This is a genomic window from Enterobacter sp. 5-4, from assembly GCF_000612205.1.
GTDB lineage: Bacteria > Pseudomonadota > Gammaproteobacteria > Enterobacterales > Enterobacteriaceae > Enterobacter > Enterobacter roggenkampii.
Map to the genome: position 1 here is coordinate 338,302 of NZ_JFHW01000010.1, position 25,702 is coordinate 364,003.

The following is a 25,702-nucleotide window of genomic DNA, read 5'->3' on the forward strand; positions in this document are numbered from 1 at the left end:
ATTACACCCCTTCAGCGACATAGCGGGCAATAATGTCGCCCATTTCATCGGTACTGACTGCCGCCGCGCCGCGTGATAAATCACCGGTACGAACGCCTTCTTCTAACGCCCGGTTAATGGCATTTTCAATTGCGGTTGCTGCATCGCCTGCATCCAGGCTGTAGCGCAGCAGCAGGGCCAGAGAGAGGATCTGCGCAATCGGGTTAGCGATGTTTTTGCCCGCAATATCCGGCGCGGAACCGCCTGCCGGCTCGTACAGGCCAAAACCTTCTTCATTCAGGCTGGCGGATGGCAGCATGCCCATAGAGCCGGTGATCATCGCGCACTCGTCTGACAAAATGTCGCCGAACAGGTTGGAGCACAGCAGCACGTCAAACTGGGACGGATCTTTAATCAGCTGCATGGTCGCGTTGTCGATGTACATGTGCGACAGCTCAACGTCCGGGTACTGCTTCGCGACTTCGCTGACGATCTCGCGCCACAAGATGGAAGACTGCAGCACGTTCGCTTTATCAATGGAGGTCACTTTATGGCGGCGCTTGCGCGCTGACTCAAAGGCGATATGGGCGATACGTTCAATTTCGAAGCGGTGATACACTTCAGTGTCGAACGCCTTCTCATGCTGGCCGCTGCCTTCACGCCCTTTTGGCTGACCGAAATAGATCCCGCCGGTCAGTTCACGCACGCACAGAATGTCGAAGCCGTTGGCGGCGATATCCGCGCGCAGCGGGCAGAACTCTTCCAGGCCCTGATACAGCTTCGCCGGACGCAGGTTGCTGAACAGCTTGAAATGTTTACGCAGCGGCAGCAGCGCGCCGCGCTCTGGCTGCTCTGCAGGCGGCAGGTGTTCCCACTTCGGGCCACCGACGGAACCAAACAGCACGGCATCGGCATTTTCACAGCCTTCCACGGTCGCTTTCGGCAGTGGCGTACCGTGGTTATCAATCGCAATACCGCCCACATCGTAGTGGCTGGTAGTGATTTTCATCGCAAAACGCGCGCGAACGGCTTCCAGTACTTTCAGCGCCTGTGCCATCACTTCCGGGCCAATACCGTCGCCCGGTAACACAGCAATATGGTAATTCTTCGACATTACACGGTTTCCTTGTTGTTCTCTTTATTCTGAGCTTTGCGTTGCAACTCTTTTTCGACTTCGGCGGCGCGCCAGATGTTGTTCAGCACATGCACCATCGCTTTCGCGGAGGATTCAACGATATCGGTCGCCAGGCCCACGCCATGGAAACGACGGCCATTGTGGTTCACAACAATGTCGACCTGGCCCAGCGCATCTTTGCCGTGGCCCTTGGCCGTCAGGTCATATTTCACCAGCTCAACGTCGTACTCGGTGACGCGGTTGATCGCCTGATAAATGGCATCCACAGGGCCGTTTCCGTTCGCCGCTTCGGCCTTAATTTCATCACCGCAGGCCAGCTTGACCGAGGCAGTGGCGATGTCGCTGGAGCCGGACTGCACGTTGAAGTAATCCAGACGGAAGTGCTCTGGCTCTTCCTGCTGCTTGTTAATAAAGGCCAGCGCTTCCAGGTCGTAGTCGAACACCTGACCTTTTTTATCGGCCAGCTTCAGGAAAGCGTCGTACAGCTGATCCATGTTGTAATCGCTGTCCTTATAACCCATCTCTTCCATGCGGTGCTTCACCGCCGCACGGCCGGAACGGGAGGTCAGGTTCAACTGGACCTGATTCAGGCCAATGGATTCCGGGGTCATAATTTCGTAGTTTTCACGGTTCTTCAGCACGCCATCCTGGTGAATACCGGAGGAGTGCGCGAAGGCGCCCGTGCCGACGATCGCTTTGTTGGCCGGAATCGGCATGTTGCAAATCTGGCTGACGGTCTGGCTGGTGCGCCAGATCTCGTTGTGATTGATGCGGGTGTGCACGTCCATGATGTCTTTGCGCACTTTGATCGCCATGATCACTTCTTCCAGCGAGCAGTTGCCCGCGCGTTCACCGATACCGTTCATCGCGCCTTCTACCTGACGCGCGCCGGCGTGGACGGCTGCGATGGCATTGCCCACGGCCAGACCCAAATCATCGTGGGTGTGGACGGAGATAATCGCTTTATCAATGTTCGGTACGCGGTCATACAGGCCGGTGATGATATTGGCGAACTCAAACGGCATGGTGTAGCCGACGGTATCAGGGATGTTGATGGTTTTGGCACCGGCATTGATGGCGGCTTCCACCACACGGGCCAGATCTTCAATTGGCGTGCGGCCCGCATCTTCACAGGAGAATTCAACGTCATCGGTGTAGTTGCGTGCGCGTTTCACCATATATACCGCGCGCTCAATCACCTCATCCAGCGTACTGCGCAGCTTGGTGGCGATGTGCATAGGTGAGGTGGCAATAAAGGTGTGGATACGGAACGCTTCGGCCACTTTCAGCGACTCAGCCGCGACGTCGATATCTTTTTCAACACAGCGTGCCAGACCGCACACGCGGCTGTTTTTAATGGTGCGGGCGATAGTCTGGACGGATTCGAAATCACCCGGAGACGAGACCGGGAAACCCACCTCCATCACGTCGACACCCATACGTTCGAGAGCCAGCGCGATCTGCAGTTTCTCTTTTACACTCAGGCTTGCCTGTAATGCCTGTTCACCGTCACGTAAAGTAGTATCGAAAATAATGACTTGCTGGCTCATGGGTTAGGTCCTTGTCAGTCTTAGGGCGCCTTGCTACGAGCATAAAAAAACCCGCGCAGTGGCGCGGGTTTTTAGTCTTACTGGTGACGATTCAACGCTGAATTTCGCCCGCCAGTCTACCGCGCACAGTGGATGCGTTTAGTAGTAGTAGACCGGTGAAACGAATGGTGCGAATCATGAATCGTGCTCCGTTAAATTCAATATGCTTTTAGTGGTACTGGATACGCCAGTTGATGTCAACCCCTGATGATAAAAACGGGCCCGACGGGCGTAATCAGCAGGATAATTACTTTAGCTAATTGTGCTGGTTTTGGCTTTTACGACCCGACTAATTGTCTAATTTTGGACTGAAGAAAACAGTTGCAGAAACAAATAAATATAATTGTTTCAAATGAGTGACGCGCGTTACTGAGAATGCTCTGTACGTAAAGGGTTTTAATATCATTAAGTTATAATTATGGTGAATCTATTGCGCTTCGCTGAAAAACGAAAAGAGATAACATGTTATTAACTAACTGCAGAGCGGTGGCGATAACAGTTTAATAATACTTAAGTCATCATTAACCTGGCGGTCATTGTGTATTTGTTTGGTTTATGGTTTCATTTCAATCCTAAAGTCAAACATATCATTTGCGCTATTTTCTTTTCGTTTATATAGCGTCTTTATATATTCTGAATTTTAAATAATTCTCTTTCGCTGATCGTATTTGCATGATAAATCATATTTTTCGAGATGATTAGCGTACGTTGGCAAAGGGAGTTTAGCGTGACAGTGGAGTCAGAAGTGCCAGAAAATAATATTAAACAACCTCAAGCTACTGATGGGATTAAACCGCAGTTACGCACGGTGGATCTTAATCTTCTGACGGTGTTTGATGCGGTCATGCAGGAACAGAATATCACCCGCGCCGCCCAGGCGTTGGGGATGTCGCAACCTGCTGTGAGTAATGCCGTTGCCAGACTCAAGCTCATGTTTAACGACGAATTATTCGTTCGTTACGGGAGGGGGATCCAGCCTACGGCACGCGCATTCCAGCTGTTCGGTTCCATCCGCCAGGCGTTGCAGTTGGTGCAAAATGAGCTGCCGGGATCGGGCTTTGAACCCTTGAGCAGCGAGCGCGTATTCCATCTTTGTGTCTGCAGTCCATTAGATAATTATTTAACGTCGATTATTTATAATAAAGTTGAAGAAATCGCACCAAATATCAATCTGGTTTTTAAATCATCCCTGAATCAAAACACGGAACATCAGTTACGCTATCAGGAGATCGAATTCGTTCTGGGGTATGAAGAGTTCCGTCGTCCGGAATTTTCCTGCGTGCCGCTCTTTAAAGATGAAATGGTTCTTGTCGCCAGTAAAAAACACCCACGTCTGAATTCTCCGCTGCGAGAACACGATGTTTATAACGAACAGCACGCCGTTGTTGCTCTCGACAGATATGCTTCCTTTAGCCTGCCGTGGTATGACACTGCGGATAAACAGGCGTGCGTGGCTTATCAGGGCATGGCTATGGTCAGCGTATTAAATGTGGTCTCCCAGACACAGCTGGTGGCGATTGCACCGCGCTGGCTGGCAGAAGAGTTTTCTGACCCATTAAATCTGCAAATTTTGCCACTGCCGCTTAAGTTAAATAGCCGAACCTGTTATCTCTCCTGGCATGAAGCGGCCGGACGGGATAAAGGACACCAGTGGATGGAAGAGTTGCTGGTTGGTATCTGTCGCCGGTAAACGCATCGGGATAAATCGCATCGGATCATGTGATTTATCCTGAGTTTTTTTGGATAGTTGCTATTTTGTTCTGTGAGTCTTTTTTTCGGGCGGCTCTTCGGCACGCAAAAATAGATGATTTCCTGCATTGTCGCGCTTTTCAGTGATGATTTATCACACCGTCCTCTATTCTCAGAGGAATTAACCATATCTTCTGTTAACGGCTGCGTTTTCTGCTTTACGCACCGTTTATCTCCCCGGGTTTGCTAATTGCCTGCCTCATAACGAGCGGTTAAGGTAAAGAACACTCTGCAAAATATAAGATTGGTTCATCCCAATCGTAAGACGGTGCGGAAATGAATTCGGCAGTCCGTCTATAACAAAATGCCTGGAGGCAAAGCATGGAGATGTTGTCTGGCGCGGAAATGGTCGTGCGGTCGCTGATCGATCAGGGCGTAAAGCAAGTGTTCGGCTACCCTGGCGGCGCGGTCCTCGATATTTATGATGCCCTCCATACGGTAGGGGGCATTGACCATGTTCTGGTACGTCACGAGCAGGCGGCCGTACACATGGCCGACGGCCTGGCGCGTGCGACGGGTGAAGTGGGCGTGGTCCTGGTCACGTCCGGCCCCGGCGCGACAAACGCCATTACCGGCATTGCGACGGCGTATATGGACTCTATCCCGCTGGTGATCCTCTCCGGGCAGGTAGCCACCTCGCTGATTGGCTACGATGCTTTTCAGGAGTGCGACATGGTCGGGATTTCGCGTCCCGTGGTGAAGCACAGCTTCCTGGTTAAGCAAACCGAAGATATTCCCGGCGTACTGAAAAAAGCCTTCTGGCTGGCGGCAAGCGGACGCCCGGGACCGGTGGTGGTCGATCTGCCTAAAGACATTCTGAACCCGGCAAACAAGCTGCCTTACGTCTGGCCGGAATCGGTGAGCATGCGTTCTTACAACCCGACAACGCAAGGGCATAAAGGTCAGATCAAGCGGGCGTTGCAAACGCTTCTGGCAGCCAAGAAACCGGTCGTCTATGTCGGGGGCGGAGCGATCAATGCAGCCTGTGAAGCCCAGCTTCGTGAACTGATTGAAAAACTCAACCTTCCTGTTGCGTCGTCGCTGATGGGGCTGGGGGCGTTTCCCGCCACCCACCGCCAGGCGCTGGGTATGCTGGGTATGCACGGTACCTATGAAGCCAACATGACGATGCATCACTCCGATGTGATCTTTGCCGTCGGTGTGCGTTTTGACGATCGTACCACCAACAACCTGGCGAAATATTGCCCGAATGCCACCGTGCTGCATATTGATATCGATCCGACGTCAATTTCTAAAACGGTGTCGGCTGATGTGCCGATCGTCGGTGATGCCCGTCAGGTTCTGGAACAGATGCTGGAGCTGCTGGCCCAGGAGAAAGCGACCCAGCCGCTGGATGAGATCCGCGACTGGTGGCAGCAGATTGAACAGTGGCGCGCGCGTCAGTGCCTGAAATATGACACGCAGAGCGAAAACATTAAGCCGCAGGCGGTCATCGAAGCGGTGTGGCGACTGACGAAAGGTGAAGCGTATGTGACCTCAGACGTGGGCCAGCATCAGATGTTTGCTGCCCTGTATTATCCGTTTGATAAACCGCGACACTGGATCAACTCGGGTGGCTTAGGCACCATGGGCTTTGGTCTGCCTGCCGCGCTGGGCGTGAAGCTGGCGCTGCCGGATGAAACCGTCGTCTGCGTGACCGGAGACGGTAGTATCCAGATGAACATTCAGGAGCTGTCTACCGCGCTGCAGTATGAACTGCCGGTTCTCGTGCTGAACCTGAATAACGGCTACCTCGGCATGGTGAAGCAGTGGCAGGATATGATTTATTCTGGCCGTCACTCACAGTCATACATGAAATCGCTGCCGGATTTTGTTCGTCTTGCTGAAGCTTACGGCCATGTTGGCATGCGGGTAACCGATCCGGCCGAGCTGGAAACGAAGCTCGCACAAGCGCTTGAGCACGTTAAAAACAACCGCCTCGTCTTTATGGATGTGATTGTTGATGGAACCGAGCACGTCTATCCGATGCATATTCGGGGTGGTGGTATGGATGAAATGTGGTTAAGCAAAACGGAGAGAACCTGATATGCGCCGGATATTATCAGTTTTACTGGAAAACGAGTCTGGCGCACTGTCGCGCGTCATTGGCCTTTTTGCGCAGCGCGGTTATAACATTGAAAGCCTGACCGTCGCCCCGACGGAAGACCCAACGCTGTCGCGCATGACGATCCAAACCGTCGGCGACGCTAAGGTGCTTGAACAGATTGAGAAACAGCTGCATAAGCTGGTCGACGTGCTGCGCGTGAGCGAGCTGGGGCAAGGGGCCTACGTTGAACGTGAGGTCATGCTGGTGAAAATTCAGGCCAGCGGCTACGGGCGTGAAGAAGTCAAACGCAATGCGGATATTTTCCGCGGACAGATTATCGACGTCACGCCTTCTCTTTATACCGTTCAGCTGGTCGGGACGAGCGACAAGCTGGATGCGTTCCTGGCGTCCGTACGGGATGTCGCAAAAATTGTCGAGGTGGCGAGATCGGGTGTTGTGGGTCTGTCACGCGGCGAGAAAATCATGCGTTAGTTGTCAAAAAGGTTCGCCTCTTTCTGCCCGGTCACCAAAGCCGGGCTTTTTTTTGCGTAATCAGCCGACAACGCAGATAAAAGCGGTTGCCGCGAAGGCTTTTCTGCGTTTAGATGTTAAAAGATTTAACCATAACCTTGACAGGGCCATGGACTCTTTTCTTTTTTTAAGGGGCAATTGTGAAACTGGATGAAATCGCCCGGCTAGCCGGCGTGTCACGAACAACGGCCAGCTATGTGATTAACGGTAAAGCAAAGCAGTACCGTGTCAGCGACAAGACCGTTGAAAAAGTTATGGCGGTGGTTCGTGAACATAACTACCATCCGAATGCTGTCGCAGCCGGTCTGCGCGCCGGGCGCACCCGCTCTATTGGTCTGGTAATCCCGGACCTGGAAAACACCAGCTATACCCGTATCGCCAACTATCTTGAACGTCAGGCGCGTCAGCGCGGCTATCAATTGCTGATTGCCTGCTCGGAAGACCAGCCTGATAACGAGATGCGCTGCATTGAACATCTGCTTCAGCGCCAGGTGGATGCCATTATTGTTTCGACCTCCTTACCGCCGGAGCATCCTTTCTACCAGCGCTGGGCGAATGATCCGTTCCCGATCGTTGCGCTTGACCGTGCCCTCGATCGCGAGCATTTCACCAGCGTGGTGGGTGCCGATCAGGATGATGCCGAAATGCTGGCCGCAGAGCTGCGGACGTTCCCGGCGGAAACGGTGCTGTATCTTGGCGCGCTGCCTGAACTTTCCGTGAGCTTCCTGCGCGAGCAGGGATTCAGAACGGCATGGAGAGACGATCCGCGCGAGGTTCACTACCTCTATGCCAACAGCTACGAACGTGAAGCCGCCGCGCAGCTGTTCGAAAAATGGCTGGAAACGCATCCAATGCCTCAGGCGCTGTTCACTACCTCGTTTGCGCTCTTGCAGGGTGTCATGGATGTGACCTTACGTCGTGAAGGTAAACTGCCTTCCGATCTGGCGATTGCCACGTTCGGGGATAATGAGCTGCTCGACTTCCTTCAGTGCCCGGTGCTGGCGGTTGCACAGCGCCATCGCGATGTGGCTGAACGCGTGCTGGAGATTGTGCTGGCAAGTCTGGATGAACCCCGCAAACCGAAGCCGGGCCTGACGCGTATCAAACGTAACCTCTACCATCGCGGAATTTTGAGCCGCCAAAAATGAAATGACCGGGGCGGTGAAATCTGCCCCTTTTTGCTGCAATAATTCGTGCAGATAATTCCCGGAGAGAAATTAGGATAATTCTTGGGAGATCATAATCGCCTATTTTTCTTTATTCATTTTGGCTTTTAAATTGCCCTTTAAACAACATCTCAGCGATTTTAAACGGCACTCTTTGTATTATTTTGTTACAAACCCTCTTCGGTCGATGAATATTCAGACGTTTTTTCCTCTTCCTTTGACAGCTTACGCGATAACCACTGCGCTTACCGCTCGCCTGAGTGAATCTGGCGCTGTCATCCCCTGAGAATCTGTCATAAAATGCTGCCCGCGTCGCAAACTGACACTTTATATTTATCTGCGATGATATTGAGTGAGCCTTAACGCTAGTGTGCATATTCGGTTTTTTTCTTACAAATATTCATAACGTTAATTTTGCCTCGCCAGTTGTGCAGTTATTGACCAGGACTGTTTATCTCTGTAAATAGAGGGCTTTCGAGTCCTTATGCCGAGAGTCCTGGCTTGACAAGCTTTTCCCTCGCTCCGTAAACTCCTTTAGGTGGGAATTTGTGGGTTAAAGTGGTGAGGAGGGGTGAGACTGGCATGTTCCGTGGAGCTACGTTAGTCAATCTCGACAGTAAAGGGCGTTTATCGGTACCAACCCGATACCGCGACCAGCTGATTGAGAACGCTGCGGGTCAAATGGTTTGCACCATTGACATTAACTCCCCCTGCCTGCTGCTTTACCCCCTGCCTGAATGGGAAATTATTGAGCAAAAGCTGTCGCGACTGTCGAGCATGAACCCGCAGGAACGCCGCGTGCAGCGGTTGTTATTGGGACATGCCAGTGAATGTCAGATGGATAACGCAGGGCGATTACTGATCGCACCTGTGTTACGGCAACATGCCGGTCTGACCAAAGAAGTGATGCTGGTCGGGCAGTTCAACAAATTTGAACTGTGGGATGAAACGACCTGGTATCAACAGGTCAAGGAAGATATCGACGCTGAGCAGTCTGATTCCGCGACATTATCGGAACGGCTGCAGGACTTGTCTCTATAAATATGATGGAAAATTATAAACATAAAACGGTGTTACTGGACGAGGCCGTTAACGGCCTGAATATTCGTCCGGATGGCATCTACATTGATGGCACTTTTGGTCGCGGTGGTCACTCGCGTTTGATCCTCTCCCAACTGGGTGAGGAGGGGCGTCTGCTGGCAATCGATCGCGATCCGCAGGCAATTGCCGTTGCACAGACTATCAATGACCCACGCTTTTCCATCGTGCATGGACCCTTTTCTGCGCTCGCGGACTATGTGGCTGAGCGCGGCCTGACGGGCAAGATCGACGGGATTCTTCTCGATCTTGGCGTCTCTTCACCCCAACTTGATGATGCTGAACGCGGTTTCTCCTTTATGCGTGATGGTCCGCTGGACATGCGTATGGACCCGACTCGCGGCCAGTCTGCCGCCGAGTGGTTACAGACCGCTGACGAAGCGGATATTGCATGGGTCATCAAAACCTTCGGCGAAGAGCGCTTTGGCAAACGTATTGCGCGCGCCATTGTTGAGCGCAATCGCATTGAGCCGATGACCCGCACCAAAGAGTTGGCCGAGGTGATCGCGGCGGCAACGCCGGTGAAGGATAAGCACAAACATCCCGCGACCCGTACCTTCCAGGCGGTTCGCATCTGGGTAAACAGTGAACTGGAGGAAATAGAGCTGGCGCTAAAAAGCTCGCTCGACGTGCTGGCCCCGGGTGGGCGGTTATCCATCATTAGCTTCCATTCGCTGGAAGACCGTATTGTGAAACGCTTTATGCGTGAACAAAGCCGCGGTCCACAGGTACCCGCGGGGCTGCCGATGACGGAAGAACAACTCAGGAAGCTGGGTGGCCGTCAGTTGCGAGCATTAGGCAAGTTGATGCCGGGCGAAGAAGAGGTGGCAGAGAATCCACGCGCCCGCAGTTCAGTGCTGCGTGTTGCAGAGAGGACGAACGCATGATCGGCAGAGTGACAGAGACCCTAAGCAAAGTTAAGGATTCGTTAGGAAGCAACGAGCGCCATGCCTTGCCTGGCGTGATCGGCGACGATCTTTTGCGGTTTGGGAAACTGCCACTCTGTCTGTTCATTTGCATCATTGTCACGGCTGTGACGGTGGTCACCACCGCCCACCACACACGTTTATTGACTGCGCAACGCGAGCAGATGGTACTGGAACGCGATGCGCTGGATATTGAATGGCGAAATCTGATCCTTGAAGAAAACGCGCTCGGCGATCACAGCCGGGTTGAACGGATCGCAACGGAAAAGCTGCAGCTGCAGCATGTTGATCCTTCACAGGAAAATATCGTAGTACAAAAATAAGGGAAAACGCGACGCATGAAAGCAGCGGCAAAAACGCTAAAACCAAAACGTCAGGAAGAACAGGCCAACTTTATCAGTTGGCGTTTTGCGTTGCTTTGCGGCTGCATTTTACTGGCGCTGGGTTTTCTACTGGGCCGCGTGGCCTGGCTGCAAATCGTCGCCCCTGACATGCTGGTACGCCAGGGCGATATGCGCTCTCTTCGCGTTCAGGAGGTTTCCACGTCCCGCGGGATGATCACCGACCGCTCCGGTCGTCCGCTGGCGGTGAGCGTGCCGGTGAAAGCGATCTGGGCCGATCCGAAAGAGCTGCACGACGCCGGTGGCATTACCCTTGATAACCGCTGGAAAGCCCTCTCTGATGCGCTGAAAATGCCGCTGGATCAGCTGGCTTCCCGCGTTAACGCGAACCCGAAAGGACGTTTTATCTATCTGGCGCGTCAGGTTAACCCTGACATGGCGGACTACATTCGCAAACTGAAGCTGCCGGGTATTCATCTGCGTGAAGAATCCCGCCGTTACTACCCATCCGGCGAAGTAACCGCTCACCTCATTGGCTTTACCAACGTCGACAGCCAGGGGATTGAGGGCGTTGAGAAAAGCTTCGATAAGTGGCTCACCGGCCAGCCGGGCGAGCGAATCGTGCGTAAGGACCGCTACGGGCGCGTCATCGAAGATATCTCTTCCACGGACAGTCAGGCAGCGCATAACCTGGCCCTGAGTATCGACGAGCGCCTGCAGGCGCTGGTCTACCGCGAGTTGAACAACGCGGTGGCGTTCAACAAGGCGGAGTCAGGCAGCGCCGTGCTGGTGGACGTCAGCACCGGTGAAGTGCTGGCGATGGCCAACAGCCCGTCCTACAACCCGAACAACTTTACCGGCACCGCAAAAGATGCCATGCGTAACCGGGCAATTACCGACGTGTTCGAACCCGGCTCCACGGTGAAGCCGATGGTGGTGATGACCGCGCTCCAGCGCGGTATTGTCAATGAAAACACGGTCCTGAACACTGTCCCATACCGTATTAACGGCCACGAGATAAAAGACGTGGCGCGCTACAGCGAATTGACCCTGACCGGGGTGTTACAGAAGTCGAGTAACGTCGGTGTTTCAAAGCTGGCGTTAGCGATGCCGTCCTCAGCGTTAGTAGAAACTTACTCACGTTTTGGACTGGGAAAGGCGACCAATTTGGGGTTGGTCGGAGAACGCAGTGGCTTATATCCTCAAAAACAACGGTGGTCTGACATAGAGAGGGCCACCTTCTCTTTCGGCTACGGGCTAATGGTAACCCCGTTACAGTTAGCGCGAGTCTACGCAACGATTGGCAGCTATGGCGTCTATCGCCCGCTGTCGATTACCAAAGTTGATCCACCGGTCCCGGGCGAGCGTATCTTCCCGGAATCTATCGTTCGTACCGTGGTGCACATGATGGAAAGCGTGGCGCTGCCGGGCGGCGGCGGCGTGAAGGCGGCGATTAAAGGCTATCGTATCGCCATTAAAACCGGTACAGCGAAAAAAGTGGGGCCAGACGGCCGCTACATCAACAAATACATTGCCTATACCGCAGGCGTTGCGCCTGCAAGCAATCCGCGTTTTGCGCTGGTGGTCGTGATAAACGATCCACAGGCGGGTAAATACTACGGCGGCGCCGTCTCCGCGCCTGTGTTCGGGGCCATCATGGGCGGCGTGTTACGCACCATGAACATTGAACCGGATGCGCTGGCGACGGGCGAAAAAAGTGAATTTGTAATTAATCAAGGCGAGGGTACAGGTGGCAGATCGTAATTTGCGCGACCTTCTCGCTCCGTGGGTGCCAAATGCACCGGAGCGAGCACTGCGAGAGATGGTTCTGGACAGCCGCGTAGCGGCTTCTGGCGATCTTTTTGTGGCGGTGGTCGGTCATCAGGCGGACGGGCGTCGTTATATCCCGCAGGCGATTGCGCAAGGTGTGGCTGCCATTATTGCTGAGGCTAAAGATGAGGCAACCGACGGTGAGATCCGTGAAATGCACGGCGTGCCGGTCATCTATCTCAGCCAGTTAAACGAACGTCTTTCCGCACTGGCGGGACGTTTTTATCACGAACCTTCCGACCAGCTGCGTCTGGTTGGCGTAACGGGTACGAACGGTAAAACCACCACCACGCAGCTGATGGCGCAGTGGGCACAGCTGCTGGGTGAAACCGGTGCGGTGATGGGAACCGTGGGTAACGGTCTGCTGGGCAAAGTGAGCCCGACGGAAAACACCACCGGCTCGGCGGTTGACGTACAGCACGTGCTTGCCGGTCTGGCAGGGCAGGGCGCAACCTTCGCCGCGATGGAGGTCTCTTCGCACGGTCTGGTACAGCACCGCGTCGCGGCGCTGAAATTTGCTGCATCCGTGTTTACCAACCTGAGCCGCGACCATCTTGATTATCATGGCGATATGGAGCACTACGAAGCCGCGAAATGGCTGCTGTTCTCTACTCACCATTACGGTCAGGCCATCATCAACGCCGACGATGAAGTGGGCCGCCGCTGGCTGGCGAAGCTGCCAGATGCAGTTGCCGTCTCGATGGAAGACCATATCAATCCGAACTGCCACGGCCGCTGGCTGAAAGCGGTTGAGGTGAATTATCACGACAGCGGGGCGACCATCCGCTTTGCCTCTTCCTGGGGTGAAGGCGAAATTGAAAGCCGCCTGATGGGGGCGTTTAACGTCAGCAACCTACTGCTGGCCCTGGCAACGCTGCTGGCGCTGGGTTACCCGATGGCTGAACTGCTGAAAACCGCCGCGCGACTGCAGCCGGTTTGTGGCCGTATGGAAGTATTTAGCGCGCCGGGTAAGCCGACCGTTGTGGTTGATTATGCCCACACGCCGGATGCGCTGGAAAAAGCGCTGGAAGCGGCGCGCCTGCACTGTACCGGTAAGCTCTGGTGCGTGTTTGGCTGCGGCGGCGATCGCGACAAAGGCAAACGCCCGCTGATGGGGGCGATTGCGGAACAGTTCGCGGATATTCCGGTTGTCACCGATGACAACCCGCGTACCGAAGAGCCGCGCGCCATCATTAATGACATTCTGGCGGGTATGCTGGACGCAGGCCGCGCGCGCGTCGTGGAAGGCCGTGCTGAAGCCGTGACAAACGCCATCATGCAGGCGCAGGAGAATGACGTTGTTCTGCTGGCGGGCAAAGGCCATGAAGATTATCAGATCGTTGGCAATCGCCGTCTGGACTACTCGGATCGCGTAACGGCAGCTCGCCTGCTGGGAGTTGTCGCATGATTAGCCTCTCCTTAAGCCAGGCCGCAGAAGTACTGCACGGCGACCTGCACGGGCAAGACCTGACCATCGATGCCGTGACGACGGACACCCGTAAAGTCACCGCAGGCTGTCTCTTTGTGGCGCTGAAAGGCGAGCGTTTTGACGCGCATGATTTTGCCGAGCAGGCCAAAGAGAACGGCGCCGGTGCGCTGCTGGTCAGCCGCAAGCTTGATATCGATCTGCCGCAGGTTGTGGTGAAAGATACACGTCTCGCGTTCGGTGAGCTGGCTGCCTGGGTTCGTCAGCAGGTGCCGGCTCGCGTCGTCGCGCTGACAGGGTCATCAGGCAAAACGTCAGTGAAAGAGATGACGGCGGCGATCCTCAGCCAGTGCGGCAATACGCTTTTTACCGCGGGCAACCTCAATAATGACATCGGCGTGCCGATGACATTGCTTCGCCTGACCAAAGAGCATGACTATGCGGTGATCGAGTTAGGCGCAAACCACCAGGGTGAAATCGCCTGGACCGTGAGCCTGACTCGCCCGGAAGCGGCGCTGGTGAATAACCTCGCGGCTGCGCACCTGGAAGGTTTTGGCTCGCTGGAAGGCGTGGCGAAAGCGAAAGGTGAAATTTACACCGGCCTGCCGGATAACGGTATTGCCATTCTGAACGCCGATAACAACGACTGGCTTAACTGGCAGAGCATCATTGGTGCGCGTAAAACCTGGCGCTTCTCACCAAATGCGGCCAACAGTGATTTTACGGCGACCAATATCCATGTGACGTCGCACGGCACCGAGTTCACCCTCACTACCCCAACGGGTGGCGTGGAGGTGCTGCTGCCGCTGCCGGGTCGCCATAACATCGCCAATGCCCTTGCGGCGGCGGCGCTGGCAACGGCGGTGGGCGCTTCACATGCGGCAATCAAAGCCGGGCTGGCGAACCTGAAAGCCGTGCCGGGACGCCTGTTCCCGATTCAGCTTTCGGAAAACAAGCTACTGCTGGATGACTCCTATAACGCGAATGTTGGCTCGATGACGGCGGCGGTGCAGGTGTTATCTGAAATGCCGGGCTACCGCATCATGGTGGTTGGCGACATGGCAGAACTGGGCGACGAAAGCGAAGCCTGTCATACCCAGGTCGGTGAAGCGGCGAAAGCGGCGGGGCTGGACTGTGTACTGAGCACAGGAAAATTGAGCCAGGCGATTAGCCAGGCCAGCGGCGTTGGTGAGCATTTTGCCGATAAAGCCGCCTTGATTGAGCGCCTTAAGGCATTAATGACAGAAAAACAAATTGTGACAGTGTTAGTGAAAGGTTCACGTAGTGCCGCCATGGAAGAGGTTGTGCACGCATTACAGGAGAACGGGACATGTTAGTTTGGCTGGCCGAACATTTGGTCAAATATTACTCAGGCTTTAACGTCTTTTCATATCTGACGTTTCGCGCCATCGTCAGCCTGCTGACTGCGCTGTTCATCTCGTTGTGGATGGGCCCGCGCATGATTGCCCGTCTGCAAAAGCTCTCTTTCGGCCAGGTTGTGCGTAACGACGGCCCGGAATCGCACTTCAGCAAGCGCGGTACGCCGACCATGGGCGGGATCATGATCCTGACTGCCATCGTCGTTTCCGTGCTGTTGTGGGCGTACCCGTCCAACCCGTACGTCTGGTGTGTGCTGACGGTACTGGTGGGTTACGGGATCATCGGTTTCGTCGATGATTACCGCAAAGTCGTCCGCAAAGATACCAAAGGCCTGATTGCCCGCTGGAAGTATTTCTGGATGTCGGTGATCGCGCTGGGCGTGGCCTTCGCACTGTATCTTGCCGGGAAAGACACGCCAGCGACCGAGCTGGTCGTGCCGTTCTTTAAAGACGTGATGCCGCAGCTGGGTCTGTTCTACATTCTGCTGGCGTACTTTGTGATTGTCGGCACCGGTAACGCCGTTAACCTGACCGACGGTCTGGATGGCCTGGCAATCATGCCTACCGTCTTCGTGGCGGCCGGTTTTGCGCTGGTGGCGTGGGCGACAGGTAACATGAACTTTGCGAACTACCTGCACATCCCTTATCTGCGTCATGCGGGTGAACTGGTGATCGTCTGTACGGCGATTGTCGGCGCGGGTCTTGGCTTCCTGTGGTTCAACACCTATCCGGCTCAGGTCTTTATGGGTGACGTCGGTTCACTGGCTTTGGGCGGCGCGCTGGGCATTATTGCCGTGCTGCTGCGCCAGGAGTTCCTGCTGGTGATCATGGGCGGCGTGTTTGTGGTTGAGACGCTGTCGGTGATTTTGCAGGTCGGCTCCTTCAAGCTGCGCGGTCAGCGCATCTTCCGTATGGCGCCGATTCACCACCACTATGAACTGAAAGGCTGGCCGGAGCCGCGCGTCATTGTGCGCTTCTGGATTATTTCGCTGATGCTGGTGCTGATTGGCCTGGCAACGCTGAAGGTACGTTAATCATGGCAGATTACCAGGGCAAAAAAGTCGTTATCATCGGGTTGGGCCTCACGGGGCTCTCCTGCGTGGACTTTTTCCTCGCGCGTGGCGTGACGCCGCGCGTGATGGATACGCGTGTCTCTCCGCCGGGTCTGGACAAGCTGCCGGAACAGGTTGAACGCCACCTGGGTGGTCTGAATGATGACTGGCTGCTGGCAGCCGATCTGATTGTCGCCAGCCCGGGTATGGCGCTGGCGCATCCTTCCCTGAGCGCTGCCGCAGATGCGGGCGTTGAGATTGTTGGCGATATCGAGCTGTTCTGCCGCGAAGCGCAGGCTCCCGTTATCGCGATTACCGGTTCTAACGGTAAAAGCACCGTCACCACCCTGGTGGGGGAAATGGCGAAAGCGGCGGGCATGAACGTCGGCGTTGGCGGTAACATTGGTTTGCCTGCTCTGATGCTGCTGGATAAAGGCTGTGAACTGTATGTTCTCGAGCTTTCCAGCTTCCAGCTGGAAACGACCTCCAGCCTGCATGCTGCCGCTGCGACGATCCTCAACGTGACTGAAGATCATATGGACAGATATCCCTTTGGTCTGCAGCAGTACCGTGCCGCCAAGCTGCGCGTTTATGAGAATGCCAAAGTCTGCGTGGTGAACGCCGATGATGCGCTGACCATGCCGGTGCGTGGCGCAGACGAGCGCTGCATCAGTTTTGGCATCACCATGGGGGATTACCATCTGAACCGCCAGCTGGGTGAAACCTGGCTGCGCGTGAAAGGTGAGAAAGTGCTGAACGTGAAAGAGATGAAGCTCTCTGGTCAGCACAACTATACCAATGCGCTGGCGGCGCTGGCGCTGGCGGATGCCGTGGGGCTGCCGCGCTCCTCGAGCCTGAAAGCGTTAACCACGTTTTCTGGTCTGGCGCACCGTTTCCAGCTGGCGCTGGAGCACAACGGCGTGCGCTGGATCAACGACTCCAAAGCCACCAACGTGGGCAGCACGGAGGCCGCGCTGAACGGGCTGCACGTTGACGGTACCCTGCATCTGCTGCTGGGCGGCGACGGTAAGTCTGCTGATTTCTCGTCCCTGAAGCCGTATCTCTCCGGCGATAACATCCGTCTCTACTGCTTCGGCCGTGACGGCAGCGAGCTGGCTGAACTGCGCCCTGAGATCGCCGAGCAAACCGAAACCATGGAACAGGCGATGCGGCTGATTGCCCCTCGCGTGAAGCCGGGTGATATGGTGCTGCTCTCTCCGGCCTGTGCCAGTCTCGATCAATTCAAGAATTTCGAACAGCGTGGTGATGTCTTTACCCGCCTGGCGAAGGAGTTAGGCTGATGCGTTTATCTCTCCCTCGCCTGAAAATGCCGCGCCTGCCAGGATTTGGGATCCTGGTGTGGTTGTTTGCGGCGCTCAAAGGCTGGGTGATGGGCTCTCGTCAAAAAGATAACGACAGCCTGATCATGTACGACCGCACGCTGTTCTGGCTCACAATGGGGCTCGCGGCGGTCGGCTTTATTATGGTGACGTCAGCGTCAATGCCCGTCGGGCAGCGTCTGGCGAACGATCCTTTCCTGTTTGCCAAACGTGATGGTCTGTACATCATCCTGGCATTCTGCCTGGCGCTGGTGACCTTGCGTCTACCGATGGAGTTCTGGCAGCGGCACAGTACGGCGATGCTGATCGCCTCGATCATTATGCTGCTGATCGTTCTGGTGGTGGGGAGTTCCGTAAACGGGGCATCACGCTGGATCGCCTTTGGCCCGCTGCGTATTCAGCCTGCGGAATTTACCAAGCTCTCCCTGTTCTGCTACCTGGCGAACTACCTGGTGCGTAAAGTAGATGAAGTGCGTAATAACCTGCGCGGCTTCTTAAAACCGATGGGCGTGATTCTGGTGCTGGCGGTCTTACTGCTGGCGCAGCCTGACCTCGGTACCGTGGTGGTACTGTTTGTGACCACGCTGGCCATGCTGTTCCTGGCGGGCGCGAAGCTGTGGCAGTTCATCGCCATCATTGGGATGGGGATTTCAGCGGTTGTGCTGCTGATCCTCGCCGAGCCTTACCGTATTCGCCGCGTGACCTCTTTCTGGAACCCGTGGGAAGACCCGTTCGGCAGCGGTTATCAGCTGACGCAGTCACTCATGGCCTTTGGTCGTGGTGAGCTCTGGGGGCAGGGGCTGGGTAACTCGGTACAGAAACTGGAGTATTTACCGGAAGCGCATACTGACTTCATCTTCTCCATTATTGCGGAAGAACTGGGTTATATCGGTGTGGTATTAGCGCTATTAATGGTATTCTTCGTCGCTTTCCGCGCCATGTCCATCGGCCGGAAAGCGCTGGAGATCGATCACCGTTTCTCAGGCTTCCTGGCCTGCTCAATTGGTATCTGGTTTAGTTTCCAGGCATTGGTTAACGTCGGGGCCGCAGCGGGTATGCTGCCGACCAAAGGTCTGACGTTGCCGTTGATCAGTTATGGTGGTTCCAGTCTGTTGATTATGTCGACGGCCATCATGCTGTTGTTGCGCATAGATTATGAAACGCGTCTGGAAAAAGCCCAGGCGTTTACACGAGGTTCACGATGAATCAACCGAAGCGGTTAATGGTGATGGCAGGCGGTACCGGCGGACATGTGTTCCCGGGACTGGCGGTTGCGCACCATTTAATGGATCAGGGCTGGCAGGTACGCTGGCTGGGAACCGCAGACCGCATGGAGGCCGACCTGGTACCGAAACACGGTATTGAGATCGACTTTATTCGTATTTCCGGCCTGCGCGGCAAAGGCCTCAAGGCAATGCTGCTGGCTCCGGTGCGCATTTTTAACGCCTGGCGTCAGGCGCGCACCATTATGAAGCGCTTTAAGCCCGATGTGGTGCTGGGCATGGGCGGCTATGTCTCGGGGCCGGGCGGGTTAGCCGCGTGGTCGTTAGGTATTCCCGTCGTCCTGCATGAGCAGAACGGTATTGCGGGTCTGACCAACAAATGGCTGGCGAAAATCGCCACCAAAGTCATGCAGGCGTTTCCCGGCGCGTTCCCGAAAGCGGACGTAGTAGGTAACCCGGTCCGTGTGGACGTACTGGCACTGCCGTTGCCGGACGCTCGCCTGGCGGGCCGTGAAGGGCCGGTTCGTGTGCTGGTCGTCGGTGGCTCTCAGGGGGCACGCATTTTAAACCAGACGATGCCGCAGGTTGCTGCAAAGCTGGGGGATGCCGTCACCATCTGGCACCAGAGCGGAAAAGGCGCTCAGCAGACCGTTGAGCAGGCTTACGCCGAGGCGGGGCAGCCGCAGCATAACGTGACGGAATTTATCGACGACATGGCGGCAGCCTATGCCTGGGCCGATGTCGTGGTCTGTCGTTCTGGAGCCTTAACGGTAAGCGAAATCGCTGCCGCGGGTTTGCCAGCCCTGTTTGTGCCTTTCCAGCACAAAGACAGACAGCAGTACTGGAATGCCCTGCCGCTTGAGAAAGCCGGTGCGGCGAAAATTTTTGAGCAGCCACAATTTACCGCTGACGCGGTCGCCACCACCCTGGCGGGCTGGAACAGAGACGTATTGCTTGAGATGGCTGAACGCGCGCGCGCGGCGGCTATCCCTGATGCGACGGAACGGGTGGCAAAAGAAGTGAGCCTGGCAGCCCAGGCTTAACCCTCGCAGCGCGTGAAGCGCGGCACGAATTTTAAGTAGTCGATGGCGTTTAGAGAATGAATACACAACAACTGGCAAAACTGCGTTCAATCGTGCCCGAGATGCGTCGCGTCCGGCACATTCACTTTGTTGGCATCGGTGGTGCCGGCATGGGCGGTATTGCCGAAGTGTTAGCTAACGAAGGCTATCAGATCAGCGGGTCTGACCTGGCGCCAAACCCTGTAACGCAGCAGCTGGCGTCGCTTGGGGCGACTATCTATTTCAACCATCGCCCGGAAAACGTGCGCGATGCGAGCGTGGTGGTGGTCTCAAGCGCCATCTCCTCTGACAACCCGGAAATCGTTGCCGCGCATGACGCGCGCATTCCGGTGATCCGCCGTGCCGAAATGCTGGCGGAACTGATGCGCTTCCGCCACGGCATCGCGATTGCCGGGACCCACGGTAAAACCACGACCACGGCGATGGTTTCCAGTATTTATGCAGAAGCGGGTCTCGACCCGACGTTCGTCAACGGCGGCCTGGTCAAAGCCGCGGGCGTACATGCGCGTCTGGGCCACAGTCGTTATCTGATTGCTGAAGCGGACGAGAGCGACGCGTCGTTCCTGCACCTGCAGCCGATGGTGGCGATTGTCACCAACATCGAAGCTGACCATATGGATACCTACCAGGGTGACTTCGAGAACTTAAAGCAGACCTTTATCAACTTCCTGCACAACCTGCCGTTCTACGGGCGCGCGGTGATGTGCGTGGACGATCCGGTGATCCGCGAGTTGCTGCCGCGCGTGGGTCGTCAAATCACCACCTACGGCTTCAGCGAAGACGCTGACGTCCGCGTGGAAGAGTACAAACAGATTGGCGCGCAGGGACACTTCACGCTGGCGCGTCAGGACAAAGAGTTGCTGCACGTGACGCTGAATGCACCAGGGCGCCATAACGCGCTCAATGCCGCAGCGGCAGTGGCCGTCGCGACGGAAGAAGGCATTGATGATGATGCGATTCTGCGCGCACTGGAAAGCTTCCAGGGCACCGGGCGTCGTTTCGATTTCCTCGGTGAATTCCCGCTGGATGCCGTGAACGGTAAAGCCGGTACGGCGATGCTGGTGGACGACTATGGCCACCATCCGACCGAAGTGGACGCCACCATTAAAGCCGCTCGTGCAGGCTGGCCAGACAAAAATCTGGTGATGGTGTTCCAGCCGCACCGCTTCACGCGTACGCGCGATCTGTATGACGATTTCGCCAGCGTCCTGTCACAGGTAGACACCCTGTTAATGCTGGATGTGTACGCCGCAGGCGAGACGCCGATTCCTGGTGCAGACAGTCGTTCTCTGTGTCGCACCATTCGTGGACGCGGTAAAGTTGACCCTATTCTGGTTTCTGACCCTGCGCAGGTGGCGGAAATTCTGGCACCTGTCCTGACAGGTAACGATCTGATTCTGATTCAGGGCGCGGGAAATATCGGCAAAATCGCCCGTACCTTAGCTGAAATCAAACTGAAGCCGCAAAACCAGGAGGATGAGCATCATGGCTGATAAGATTGCTGTCCTGTCTGGCGGCACCTCCGCCGAGCGCGAGGTTTCCCTGAATTCCGGCGCCGCTGTACTGGCGGGCCTGCGTGAAGGTGGCGTCAATGCGCACCTGGTCGATCCAAAAGAGGTCGACGTGACGCAGTTAAAAGCCATGGGCTTCGATAAAGTCTTTATCGCTTTACACGGTCGTGGCGGTGAAGACGGCACCCTGCAGGGGCTTCTGGATCTGATCGGTCTGCCGTACACCGGCAGCGGCGTGATGGCGTCTGCTATCTCTATGGATAAACTGCGCAGCAAGCTGCTGTGGCAGGGCGCTGGTTTACCTGTTGCGCCATGGGTGGCACTGACGCGTCGCGAATTTGAATTGGGCCTGCCGGATAGCGTTAATGCACGCATTGCTGAACTGGGCTTACCGGTTATTGTAAAGCCCAGCCGGGAAGGCTCCAGCGTGGGAATGTCCAAAGTCGACAAAGCTGACGATTTAGCGTCCGCTTTAGCGCTGGCATTTCAACATGATGATGAAGTTCTGATAGAAAAATGGCTTAGCGGGCCGGAATTTACCGTCGCGATGCTTGGCGAAGAAATTTTACCGTCAATCCGTATCCAACCCGCCGGAGTCTTCTATGATTATGAGGCGAAGTATCTCTCTGATGAGACGCAATATTTCTGCCCAAGTGGTCTTGAAGCTGAGCGTGAAGCCGATTTACAGTCCCTGGTGCTTAAAGCCTGGCATGTTCTGGGTTGCCAGGGCTGGGGACGCATCGATGTGATGCAGGACAAAGATGGACAATTTTATCTGCTGGAAGCCAACACCTCTCCGGGTATGACGAGCCACAGCCTTGTGCCGATGGCTGCGCGTCAGGCGGGGATGAGCTTCTCGCAGTTAGTCGTACGCATTCTGGACCAGGCGGGCTGATATGTCTCAGGCTGCATTGAACACGCGCAACCGCGATGACGAGGAAGAATACACCTCTTCACGCCGCAGTAATGGAACGCGTCTTGCAGGCATCATTTTCCTGCTCGGGGTGCTGTGCACCGTGTTTATCAGCGGCTGGATGGTCCTGGGCTGGATGGAAGATGCGCAGCGGTTGCCGCTTTCTAAGCTGGTGGTCACCGGTGAGCGTCACTACACGCGTAACGACGATATTCGCCAGTCAATACTGGCGCTGGGTTCGCCTGGCACCTTTATGACGCAGGACGTCAATATTATCCAGAGCCAGATTGAACGTCTGCCATGGATAAAACAGGCGAGCGTAAGAAAGCAATGGCCTGATGAATTGAAGATTCATCTGGTTGAATATGTGCCCATTGCGCGTTGGAATGATCAGCACATGGTTGACGTCGACGGAAATTCCTTCAGCGTCCCGACCGATCGTGTCAACAAGCAGAATTTACCGATGTTGTATGGCCCTGAAGGCAGCGAAAACGAGGTTTTACAGGGTTTTCGTGAAATGGGCCAGGTGCTGGCGAAGGACAGGTTTACGTTAAAAGATGCTGCAATGACGGCGCGCCGCTCCTGGCAGCTTACGTTAACGAACGGCATTAAGCTCAACCTGGGACGCGGGGACACCATGAAGCGTCTGGCGCGTTTTGTCGAACTTTACCCGGTTTTACAGCAGCAGGCACAGACTGACGGCAAACGGATAAGCTACGTTGATTTGCGCTATGACTCAGGCGCAGCAGTCGGTTGGGTACCGGCTCCGGTCGAGGAACCTAATCAGCAACAGAATCAGGCACAGGTACAGGCAGAACAACAATGATCAAGGCGACGGACAGAAAACTGGTAGTTGGACTGGAGATTGGCACCGCGAAGGTTGCCGCTTTAGTAGGGGAAGTTCTGCCCGACGGTATGGTCAATATCATTGGCGTGGGCAGTTGCCCGTCACGTGGTATGGATAAAGGTGGGGTAAACGATCTTGAATCGGTGGTGAAATGCGTCCAGCGCGCCATCGATCAGGCTGAATTGATGGCAGATTGCCAGATTTCTTCTGTCTATCTTGCCCTTTCTGGTAAGCACATTAGCTGCCAGAACGAAATCGGCATGGTGCCGATTTCCGAAGAGGAAGTGACGCAGGAAGACGTTGAAAACGTTGTGCATACGGCGAAGTCCGTGCGTGTTCGCGATGAGCATCGCGTATTGCACGTGATCCCGCAGGAATATGCGATTGACTACCAGGAAGGGATCAAAAACCCGGTTGGTCTGTCAGGCGTTCGTATGCAGGCAAAAGTGCACCTGATCACATGTCACAACGATATGGCGAAGAACATTGTTAAAGCCGTTGAACGTTGTGGCCTGAAAGTTGACCAACTTATTTTCGCCGGTCTGGCGGCAAGTTATTCCGTACTGACCGAAGATGAACGTGAACTGGGTGTCTGTGTGGTCGATATTGGTGGTGGTACAATGGACATGGCCGTGTATACCGGCGGTGCGCTGCGCCACACCAAAGTGATCCCGTACGCAGGGAACGTCGTGACCAGCGATATTGCTTACGCTTTTGGTACGCCACCGAGCGATGCAGAAGCGATTAAAGTGCGCCACGGCTGTGCGCTGGGTTCTATCGTTGGCAAAGATGAGAGCGTTGAAGTGCCAAGCGTCGGTGGTCGTCCACCGCGCAGCCTGCAGCGCCAGACGTTGGCTGAGGTGATTGAGCCGCGCTATACCGAGCTGCTCAACCTGGTCAACGAAGAAATTCTACAGTTACAGGAACAGCTTCGTCAGCAGGGTGTTAAACATCATCTTGCGGCGGGGATTGTATTAACCGGCGGTGCAGCGCAAATTGAAGGTCTTGCGGCCTGTGCGCAGCGCGTCTTCCATACGCAGGTACGTATTGGGGCGCCGCTGAATATCACCGGTTTAACGGATTATGCTCAGGAGCCGTATTATTCAACGGCTGTGGGCCTGCTCCACTACGGGAAGGAATCTCATCTCAGTGGTGAAGCGGAAGTGGAAAAACGCGTCTCAGTGGGGTCGTGGGTCAAACGACTGAACAACTGGTTGCGAAAAGAGTTTTAATTTTTTTAAGAGACCGGAGAGAATTAGCGGTCTCGGGCGACAGGCACAACGGAGAGAGAAATTATGTTTGAACCTATGGAACTGACCAACGACGCGGTGATTAAAGTCATCGGCGTCGGTGGCGGCGGCGGTAACGCCGTAGAGCATATGGTGCGTGAACGCATTGAAGGTGTTGAATTCTTCGCGGTTAACACCGATGCGCAGGCACTGCGTAAGACGGCGGTAGGCCAGACTATCCAGATCGGCGGTGGTATCACCAAAGGGCTGGGAGCTGGGGCTAACCCGGAAGTGGGCCGCAATGCGGCTGAAGAAGATCGTGAAGCCCTGCGCGCTGCACTGGAAGGTGCGGACATGGTCTTCATTGCAGCAGGTATGGGTGGCGGTACCGGTACCGGCGCAGCACCTGTTGTAGCTGAAGTGGCTAAAGATTTAGGTATTCTGACCGTTGCTGTCGTGACCAAGCCTTTCAATTTTGAAGGCAAGAAGCGTATGGCCTTCGCGGAGCAGGGTATCACCGAGCTGTCCAAACATGTGGACTCGCTGATCACCATCCCGAACGACAAACTGTTGAAGGTTCTGGGTCGCGGTATCTCCCTGCTTGACGCCTTCGGCGCAGCAAACGACGTGCTGAAAGGCGCGGTTCAGGGTATCGCTGAACTGATTACCCGTCCTGGCCTGATGAACGTTGACTTTGCAGACGTTCGCACCGTGATGTCCGAAATGGGCTACGCGATGATGGGCTCTGGCGTGGCGAGCGGCGAAGACCGTGCAGAAGAAGCGGCTGAAATGGCTATCTCTTCTCCACTGCTGGAAGATATCGACCTGTCTGGTGCGCGCGGCGTGCTGGTCAACATTACCGCTGGCTTTGACCTGCGTCTGGATGAGTTCGAAACCGTGGGTAACACCATCCGTGCGTTCGCCTCTGACAACGCTACCGTGGTAATCGGTACTTCACTTGACCCTGAAATGAACGACGAGCTGCGTGTTACCGTTGTGGCAACCGGTATCGGTATGGACAAGCGTCCTGAGATCACCTTAGTAACTAACAAGCAGACTCAGCAACCGGTAATGGATCGTTACCAGCAGCACGGTATGTCTCCGCTGACTCAGGAGCAGAAACCGGCCGCGAAAGTGGTGAACGACCCAACGCCGCAAACGGCGAAAGAGCCAGATTATCTGGATATCCCGGCGTTCCTGCGTAAGCAAGCTGATTAAGAATTGGCTGGAATTAGGGGATTTGCGCTCTTTGTGCTAAACTGGCCCACCGTTAGTGATATACACTCTCGGTTGGATAGTTAATTTGGCG

The 25,702-nt window shown here is 55.3% G+C and carries 22 protein-coding genes; 19 read left to right on the forward strand and 3 right to left on the reverse strand.

Features of this window, described 5'->3' with window-relative positions:
- Position 1: 1 nt before the first annotated feature.
- From leuB to leuL, 3 genes are all read right to left on the reverse strand, one after another.
- The gene (gene leuB / locus AA74_RS0107770; RefSeq protein WP_021240531.1) at positions 2-1,093 is read right to left on the reverse strand and encodes a 3-isopropylmalate dehydrogenase; all 1,092 of its coding nucleotides are present in this window, start codon (positions 1,091-1,093) and stop codon (positions 2-4) included.
- Entirely contained in the window at positions 1,093-2,664 is a 1,572-nt protein-coding gene (gene leuA / locus AA74_RS0107775; RefSeq protein WP_025912168.1) for a 2-isopropylmalate synthase, read from the reverse strand. Before leuA ends, leuB begins: the two co-directional genes overlap by 1 nt.
- Positions 2,665-2,755: 91 nt before the next feature.
- Complete coding sequence (gene leuL, locus AA74_RS1000000123790; protein WP_071530973.1) at positions 2,756-2,842, reverse strand: leu operon leader peptide; 87 nt, start codon at positions 2,840-2,842, stop codon at positions 2,756-2,758.
- A 606-nt stretch (positions 2,843-3,448) separates the two neighbouring features.
- Here leuL and leuO point away from each other — a divergent pair.
- From leuO to ftsZ, 19 genes are all read left to right on the forward strand, one after another.
- Positions 3,449-4,393 (forward strand): transcriptional regulator LeuO, encoded by a 945-nt coding sequence (gene leuO, locus AA74_RS0107780; protein WP_025912169.1) that lies wholly within the window; start codon positions 3,449-3,451, stop codon positions 4,391-4,393.
- A 380-nt stretch (positions 4,394-4,773) separates the two neighbouring features.
- Positions 4,774-6,498 (forward strand): acetolactate synthase 3 large subunit, encoded by a 1,725-nt coding sequence (gene ilvI, locus AA74_RS0107785; protein ID WP_008501995.1) that lies wholly within the window; start codon positions 4,774-4,776, stop codon positions 6,496-6,498.
- A 1-nt stretch (position 6,499) separates the two neighbouring features.
- Complete coding sequence (gene ilvN / locus AA74_RS0107790) at positions 6,500-6,991, forward strand: acetolactate synthase small subunit (RefSeq protein ID WP_008501994.1); 492 nt, start codon at positions 6,500-6,502, stop codon at positions 6,989-6,991.
- 179 nt (positions 6,992-7,170) lie between these two features.
- On the forward strand, positions 7,171-8,178 hold the full coding sequence (gene cra, locus AA74_RS0107795) for a catabolite repressor/activator (RefSeq protein ID WP_025912170.1): 1,008 nt from the start codon (positions 7,171-7,173) through the stop codon (positions 8,176-8,178).
- A 600-nt stretch (positions 8,179-8,778) separates the two neighbouring features.
- The gene (gene mraZ / locus AA74_RS0107800) at positions 8,779-9,237 is read left to right on the forward strand and encodes a division/cell wall cluster transcriptional repressor MraZ (RefSeq protein WP_021240528.1); all 459 of its coding nucleotides are present in this window, start codon (positions 8,779-8,781) and stop codon (positions 9,235-9,237) included.
- A 2-nt stretch (positions 9,238-9,239) separates the two neighbouring features.
- The gene (gene rsmH / locus AA74_RS0107805; RefSeq protein WP_021240527.1) at positions 9,240-10,181 is read left to right on the forward strand and encodes a 16S rRNA (cytosine(1402)-N(4))-methyltransferase RsmH; all 942 of its coding nucleotides are present in this window, start codon (positions 9,240-9,242) and stop codon (positions 10,179-10,181) included.
- Positions 10,178-10,543, forward strand: coding sequence for a cell division protein FtsL (ftsL, locus tag AA74_RS0107810; protein WP_008501989.1), 366 nt, complete (start codon positions 10,178-10,180; stop codon positions 10,541-10,543). Before rsmH ends, ftsL begins: the two co-directional genes overlap by 4 nt.
- 15 nt (positions 10,544-10,558) lie before the next feature.
- Entirely contained in the window at positions 10,559-12,325 is a 1,767-nt protein-coding gene (locus AA74_RS0107815) for a peptidoglycan glycosyltransferase FtsI (RefSeq protein WP_008501988.1), read from the forward strand.
- Positions 12,312-13,799: a UDP-N-acetylmuramoyl-L-alanyl-D-glutamate--2,6-diaminopimelate ligase gene (murE, locus tag AA74_RS0107820; RefSeq protein WP_023326692.1), complete on the forward strand. Its 1,488-nt coding sequence runs from the start codon at positions 12,312-12,314 to the stop codon at positions 13,797-13,799. Before AA74_RS0107815 ends, murE begins: the two co-directional genes overlap by 14 nt.
- Positions 13,796-15,154, forward strand: coding sequence for a UDP-N-acetylmuramoyl-tripeptide--D-alanyl-D-alanine ligase (gene murF / locus AA74_RS0107825; RefSeq protein ID WP_025912172.1), 1,359 nt, complete (start codon positions 13,796-13,798; stop codon positions 15,152-15,154). The genes murE and murF overlap by 4 nt, the downstream gene beginning before the upstream one ends.
- The gene (mraY, locus tag AA74_RS0107830; RefSeq protein ID WP_008501985.1) at positions 15,148-16,230 is read left to right on the forward strand and encodes a phospho-N-acetylmuramoyl-pentapeptide-transferase; all 1,083 of its coding nucleotides are present in this window, start codon (positions 15,148-15,150) and stop codon (positions 16,228-16,230) included. The genes murF and mraY overlap by 7 nt, the downstream gene beginning before the upstream one ends.
- Before the next feature lie 2 nt (positions 16,231-16,232).
- Positions 16,233-17,549 (forward strand): UDP-N-acetylmuramoyl-L-alanine--D-glutamate ligase, encoded by a 1,317-nt coding sequence (murD, locus tag AA74_RS0107835; protein WP_023345434.1) that lies wholly within the window; start codon positions 16,233-16,235, stop codon positions 17,547-17,549.
- Positions 17,549-18,793, forward strand: coding sequence for a cell division protein FtsW (ftsW, locus tag AA74_RS0107840; protein ID WP_008501983.1), 1,245 nt, complete (start codon positions 17,549-17,551; stop codon positions 18,791-18,793). Before murD ends, ftsW begins: the two co-directional genes overlap by 1 nt.
- Positions 18,790-19,854 (forward strand): undecaprenyldiphospho-muramoylpentapeptide beta-N-acetylglucosaminyltransferase, encoded by a 1,065-nt coding sequence (gene murG / locus AA74_RS0107845; protein ID WP_021240525.1) that lies wholly within the window; start codon positions 18,790-18,792, stop codon positions 19,852-19,854. The genes ftsW and murG overlap by 4 nt, the downstream gene beginning before the upstream one ends.
- Before the next feature lie 56 nt (positions 19,855-19,910).
- Positions 19,911-21,386, forward strand: coding sequence for a UDP-N-acetylmuramate--L-alanine ligase (gene murC, locus AA74_RS0107850; protein WP_023326695.1), 1,476 nt, complete (start codon positions 19,911-19,913; stop codon positions 21,384-21,386).
- Positions 21,379-22,299, forward strand: coding sequence for a D-alanine--D-alanine ligase (locus AA74_RS0107855; protein ID WP_023293286.1), 921 nt, complete (start codon positions 21,379-21,381; stop codon positions 22,297-22,299). The genes murC and AA74_RS0107855 overlap by 8 nt, the downstream gene beginning before the upstream one ends.
- Position 22,300: 1 nt before the next feature.
- Entirely contained in the window at positions 22,301-23,143 is an 843-nt protein-coding gene (ftsQ, locus tag AA74_RS0107860; RefSeq protein ID WP_008501979.1) for a cell division protein FtsQ, read from the forward strand.
- Positions 23,140-24,396, forward strand: a complete 1,257-nt coding sequence (gene ftsA, locus AA74_RS0107865; protein ID WP_006173845.1) for a cell division protein FtsA — start codon at positions 23,140-23,142, stop codon at positions 24,394-24,396. The genes ftsQ and ftsA overlap by 4 nt, the downstream gene beginning before the upstream one ends.
- A gap of 63 nt (positions 24,397-24,459) precedes the next feature.
- Entirely contained in the window at positions 24,460-25,611 is a 1,152-nt protein-coding gene (gene ftsZ / locus AA74_RS0107870; RefSeq protein WP_008501978.1) for a cell division protein FtsZ, read from the forward strand.
- The last annotated feature ends 91 nt before the right edge of the window (positions 25,612-25,702 follow it).

Excerpts from the sequence above, each read along its gene's own strand:
- ftsA (WP_006173845.1), top strand. The coding sequence starts at position 23,140 with ATGATCAAGGCGACGGACAGAAAACTGGTAGTTGGACTGGAGATTGGC.
- AA74_RS0107855 (WP_023293286.1), top strand. The coding sequence starts at position 21,379 with ATGGCTGATAAGATTGCTGTCCTGTCTGGCGGCACCTCCGCCGAGCGC.
- murC (WP_023326695.1), top strand. The coding sequence starts at position 19,911 with ATGAATACACAACAACTGGCAAAACTGCGTTCAATCGTGCCCGAGATG.
- murF (WP_025912172.1), top strand. The coding sequence starts at position 13,796 with ATGATTAGCCTCTCCTTAAGCCAGGCCGCAGAAGTACTGCACGGCGAC.
- ilvN (WP_008501994.1), top strand. The coding sequence starts at position 6,500 with ATGCGCCGGATATTATCAGTTTTACTGGAAAACGAGTCTGGCGCACTG.
- ftsZ (WP_008501978.1), top strand. The coding sequence starts at position 24,460 with ATGTTTGAACCTATGGAACTGACCAACGACGCGGTGATTAAAGTCATC.
- ftsW (WP_008501983.1), top strand. The coding sequence starts at position 17,549 with ATGCGTTTATCTCTCCCTCGCCTGAAAATGCCGCGCCTGCCAGGATTT.
- mraZ (WP_021240528.1), top strand. The coding sequence starts at position 8,779 with ATGTTCCGTGGAGCTACGTTAGTCAATCTCGACAGTAAAGGGCGTTTA.
- leuA (WP_025912168.1), bottom strand. The coding sequence starts at position 2,664 with ATGAGCCAGCAAGTCATTATTTTCGATACTACTTTACGTGACGGTGAA.
- leuL (WP_071530973.1), bottom strand. The coding sequence starts at position 2,842 with ATGATTCGCACCATTCGTTTCACCGGTCTACTACTACTAAACGCATCC.
- leuB (WP_021240531.1), bottom strand. The coding sequence starts at position 1,093 with ATGTCGAAGAATTACCATATTGCTGTGTTACCGGGCGACGGTATTGGC.
- ftsL (WP_008501989.1), top strand. The coding sequence starts at position 10,178 with ATGATCGGCAGAGTGACAGAGACCCTAAGCAAAGTTAAGGATTCGTTA.
- ilvI (WP_008501995.1), top strand. The coding sequence starts at position 4,774 with ATGGAGATGTTGTCTGGCGCGGAAATGGTCGTGCGGTCGCTGATCGAT.
- ftsQ (WP_008501979.1), top strand. The coding sequence starts at position 22,301 with ATGTCTCAGGCTGCATTGAACACGCGCAACCGCGATGACGAGGAAGAA.
- mraY (WP_008501985.1), top strand. The coding sequence starts at position 15,148 with ATGTTAGTTTGGCTGGCCGAACATTTGGTCAAATATTACTCAGGCTTT.
- AA74_RS0107815 (WP_008501988.1), top strand. The coding sequence starts at position 10,559 with ATGAAAGCAGCGGCAAAAACGCTAAAACCAAAACGTCAGGAAGAACAG.
- murD (WP_023345434.1), top strand. The coding sequence starts at position 16,233 with ATGGCAGATTACCAGGGCAAAAAAGTCGTTATCATCGGGTTGGGCCTC.
- rsmH (WP_021240527.1), top strand. The coding sequence starts at position 9,240 with ATGATGGAAAATTATAAACATAAAACGGTGTTACTGGACGAGGCCGTT.
- murG (WP_021240525.1), top strand. The coding sequence starts at position 18,790 with ATGAATCAACCGAAGCGGTTAATGGTGATGGCAGGCGGTACCGGCGGA.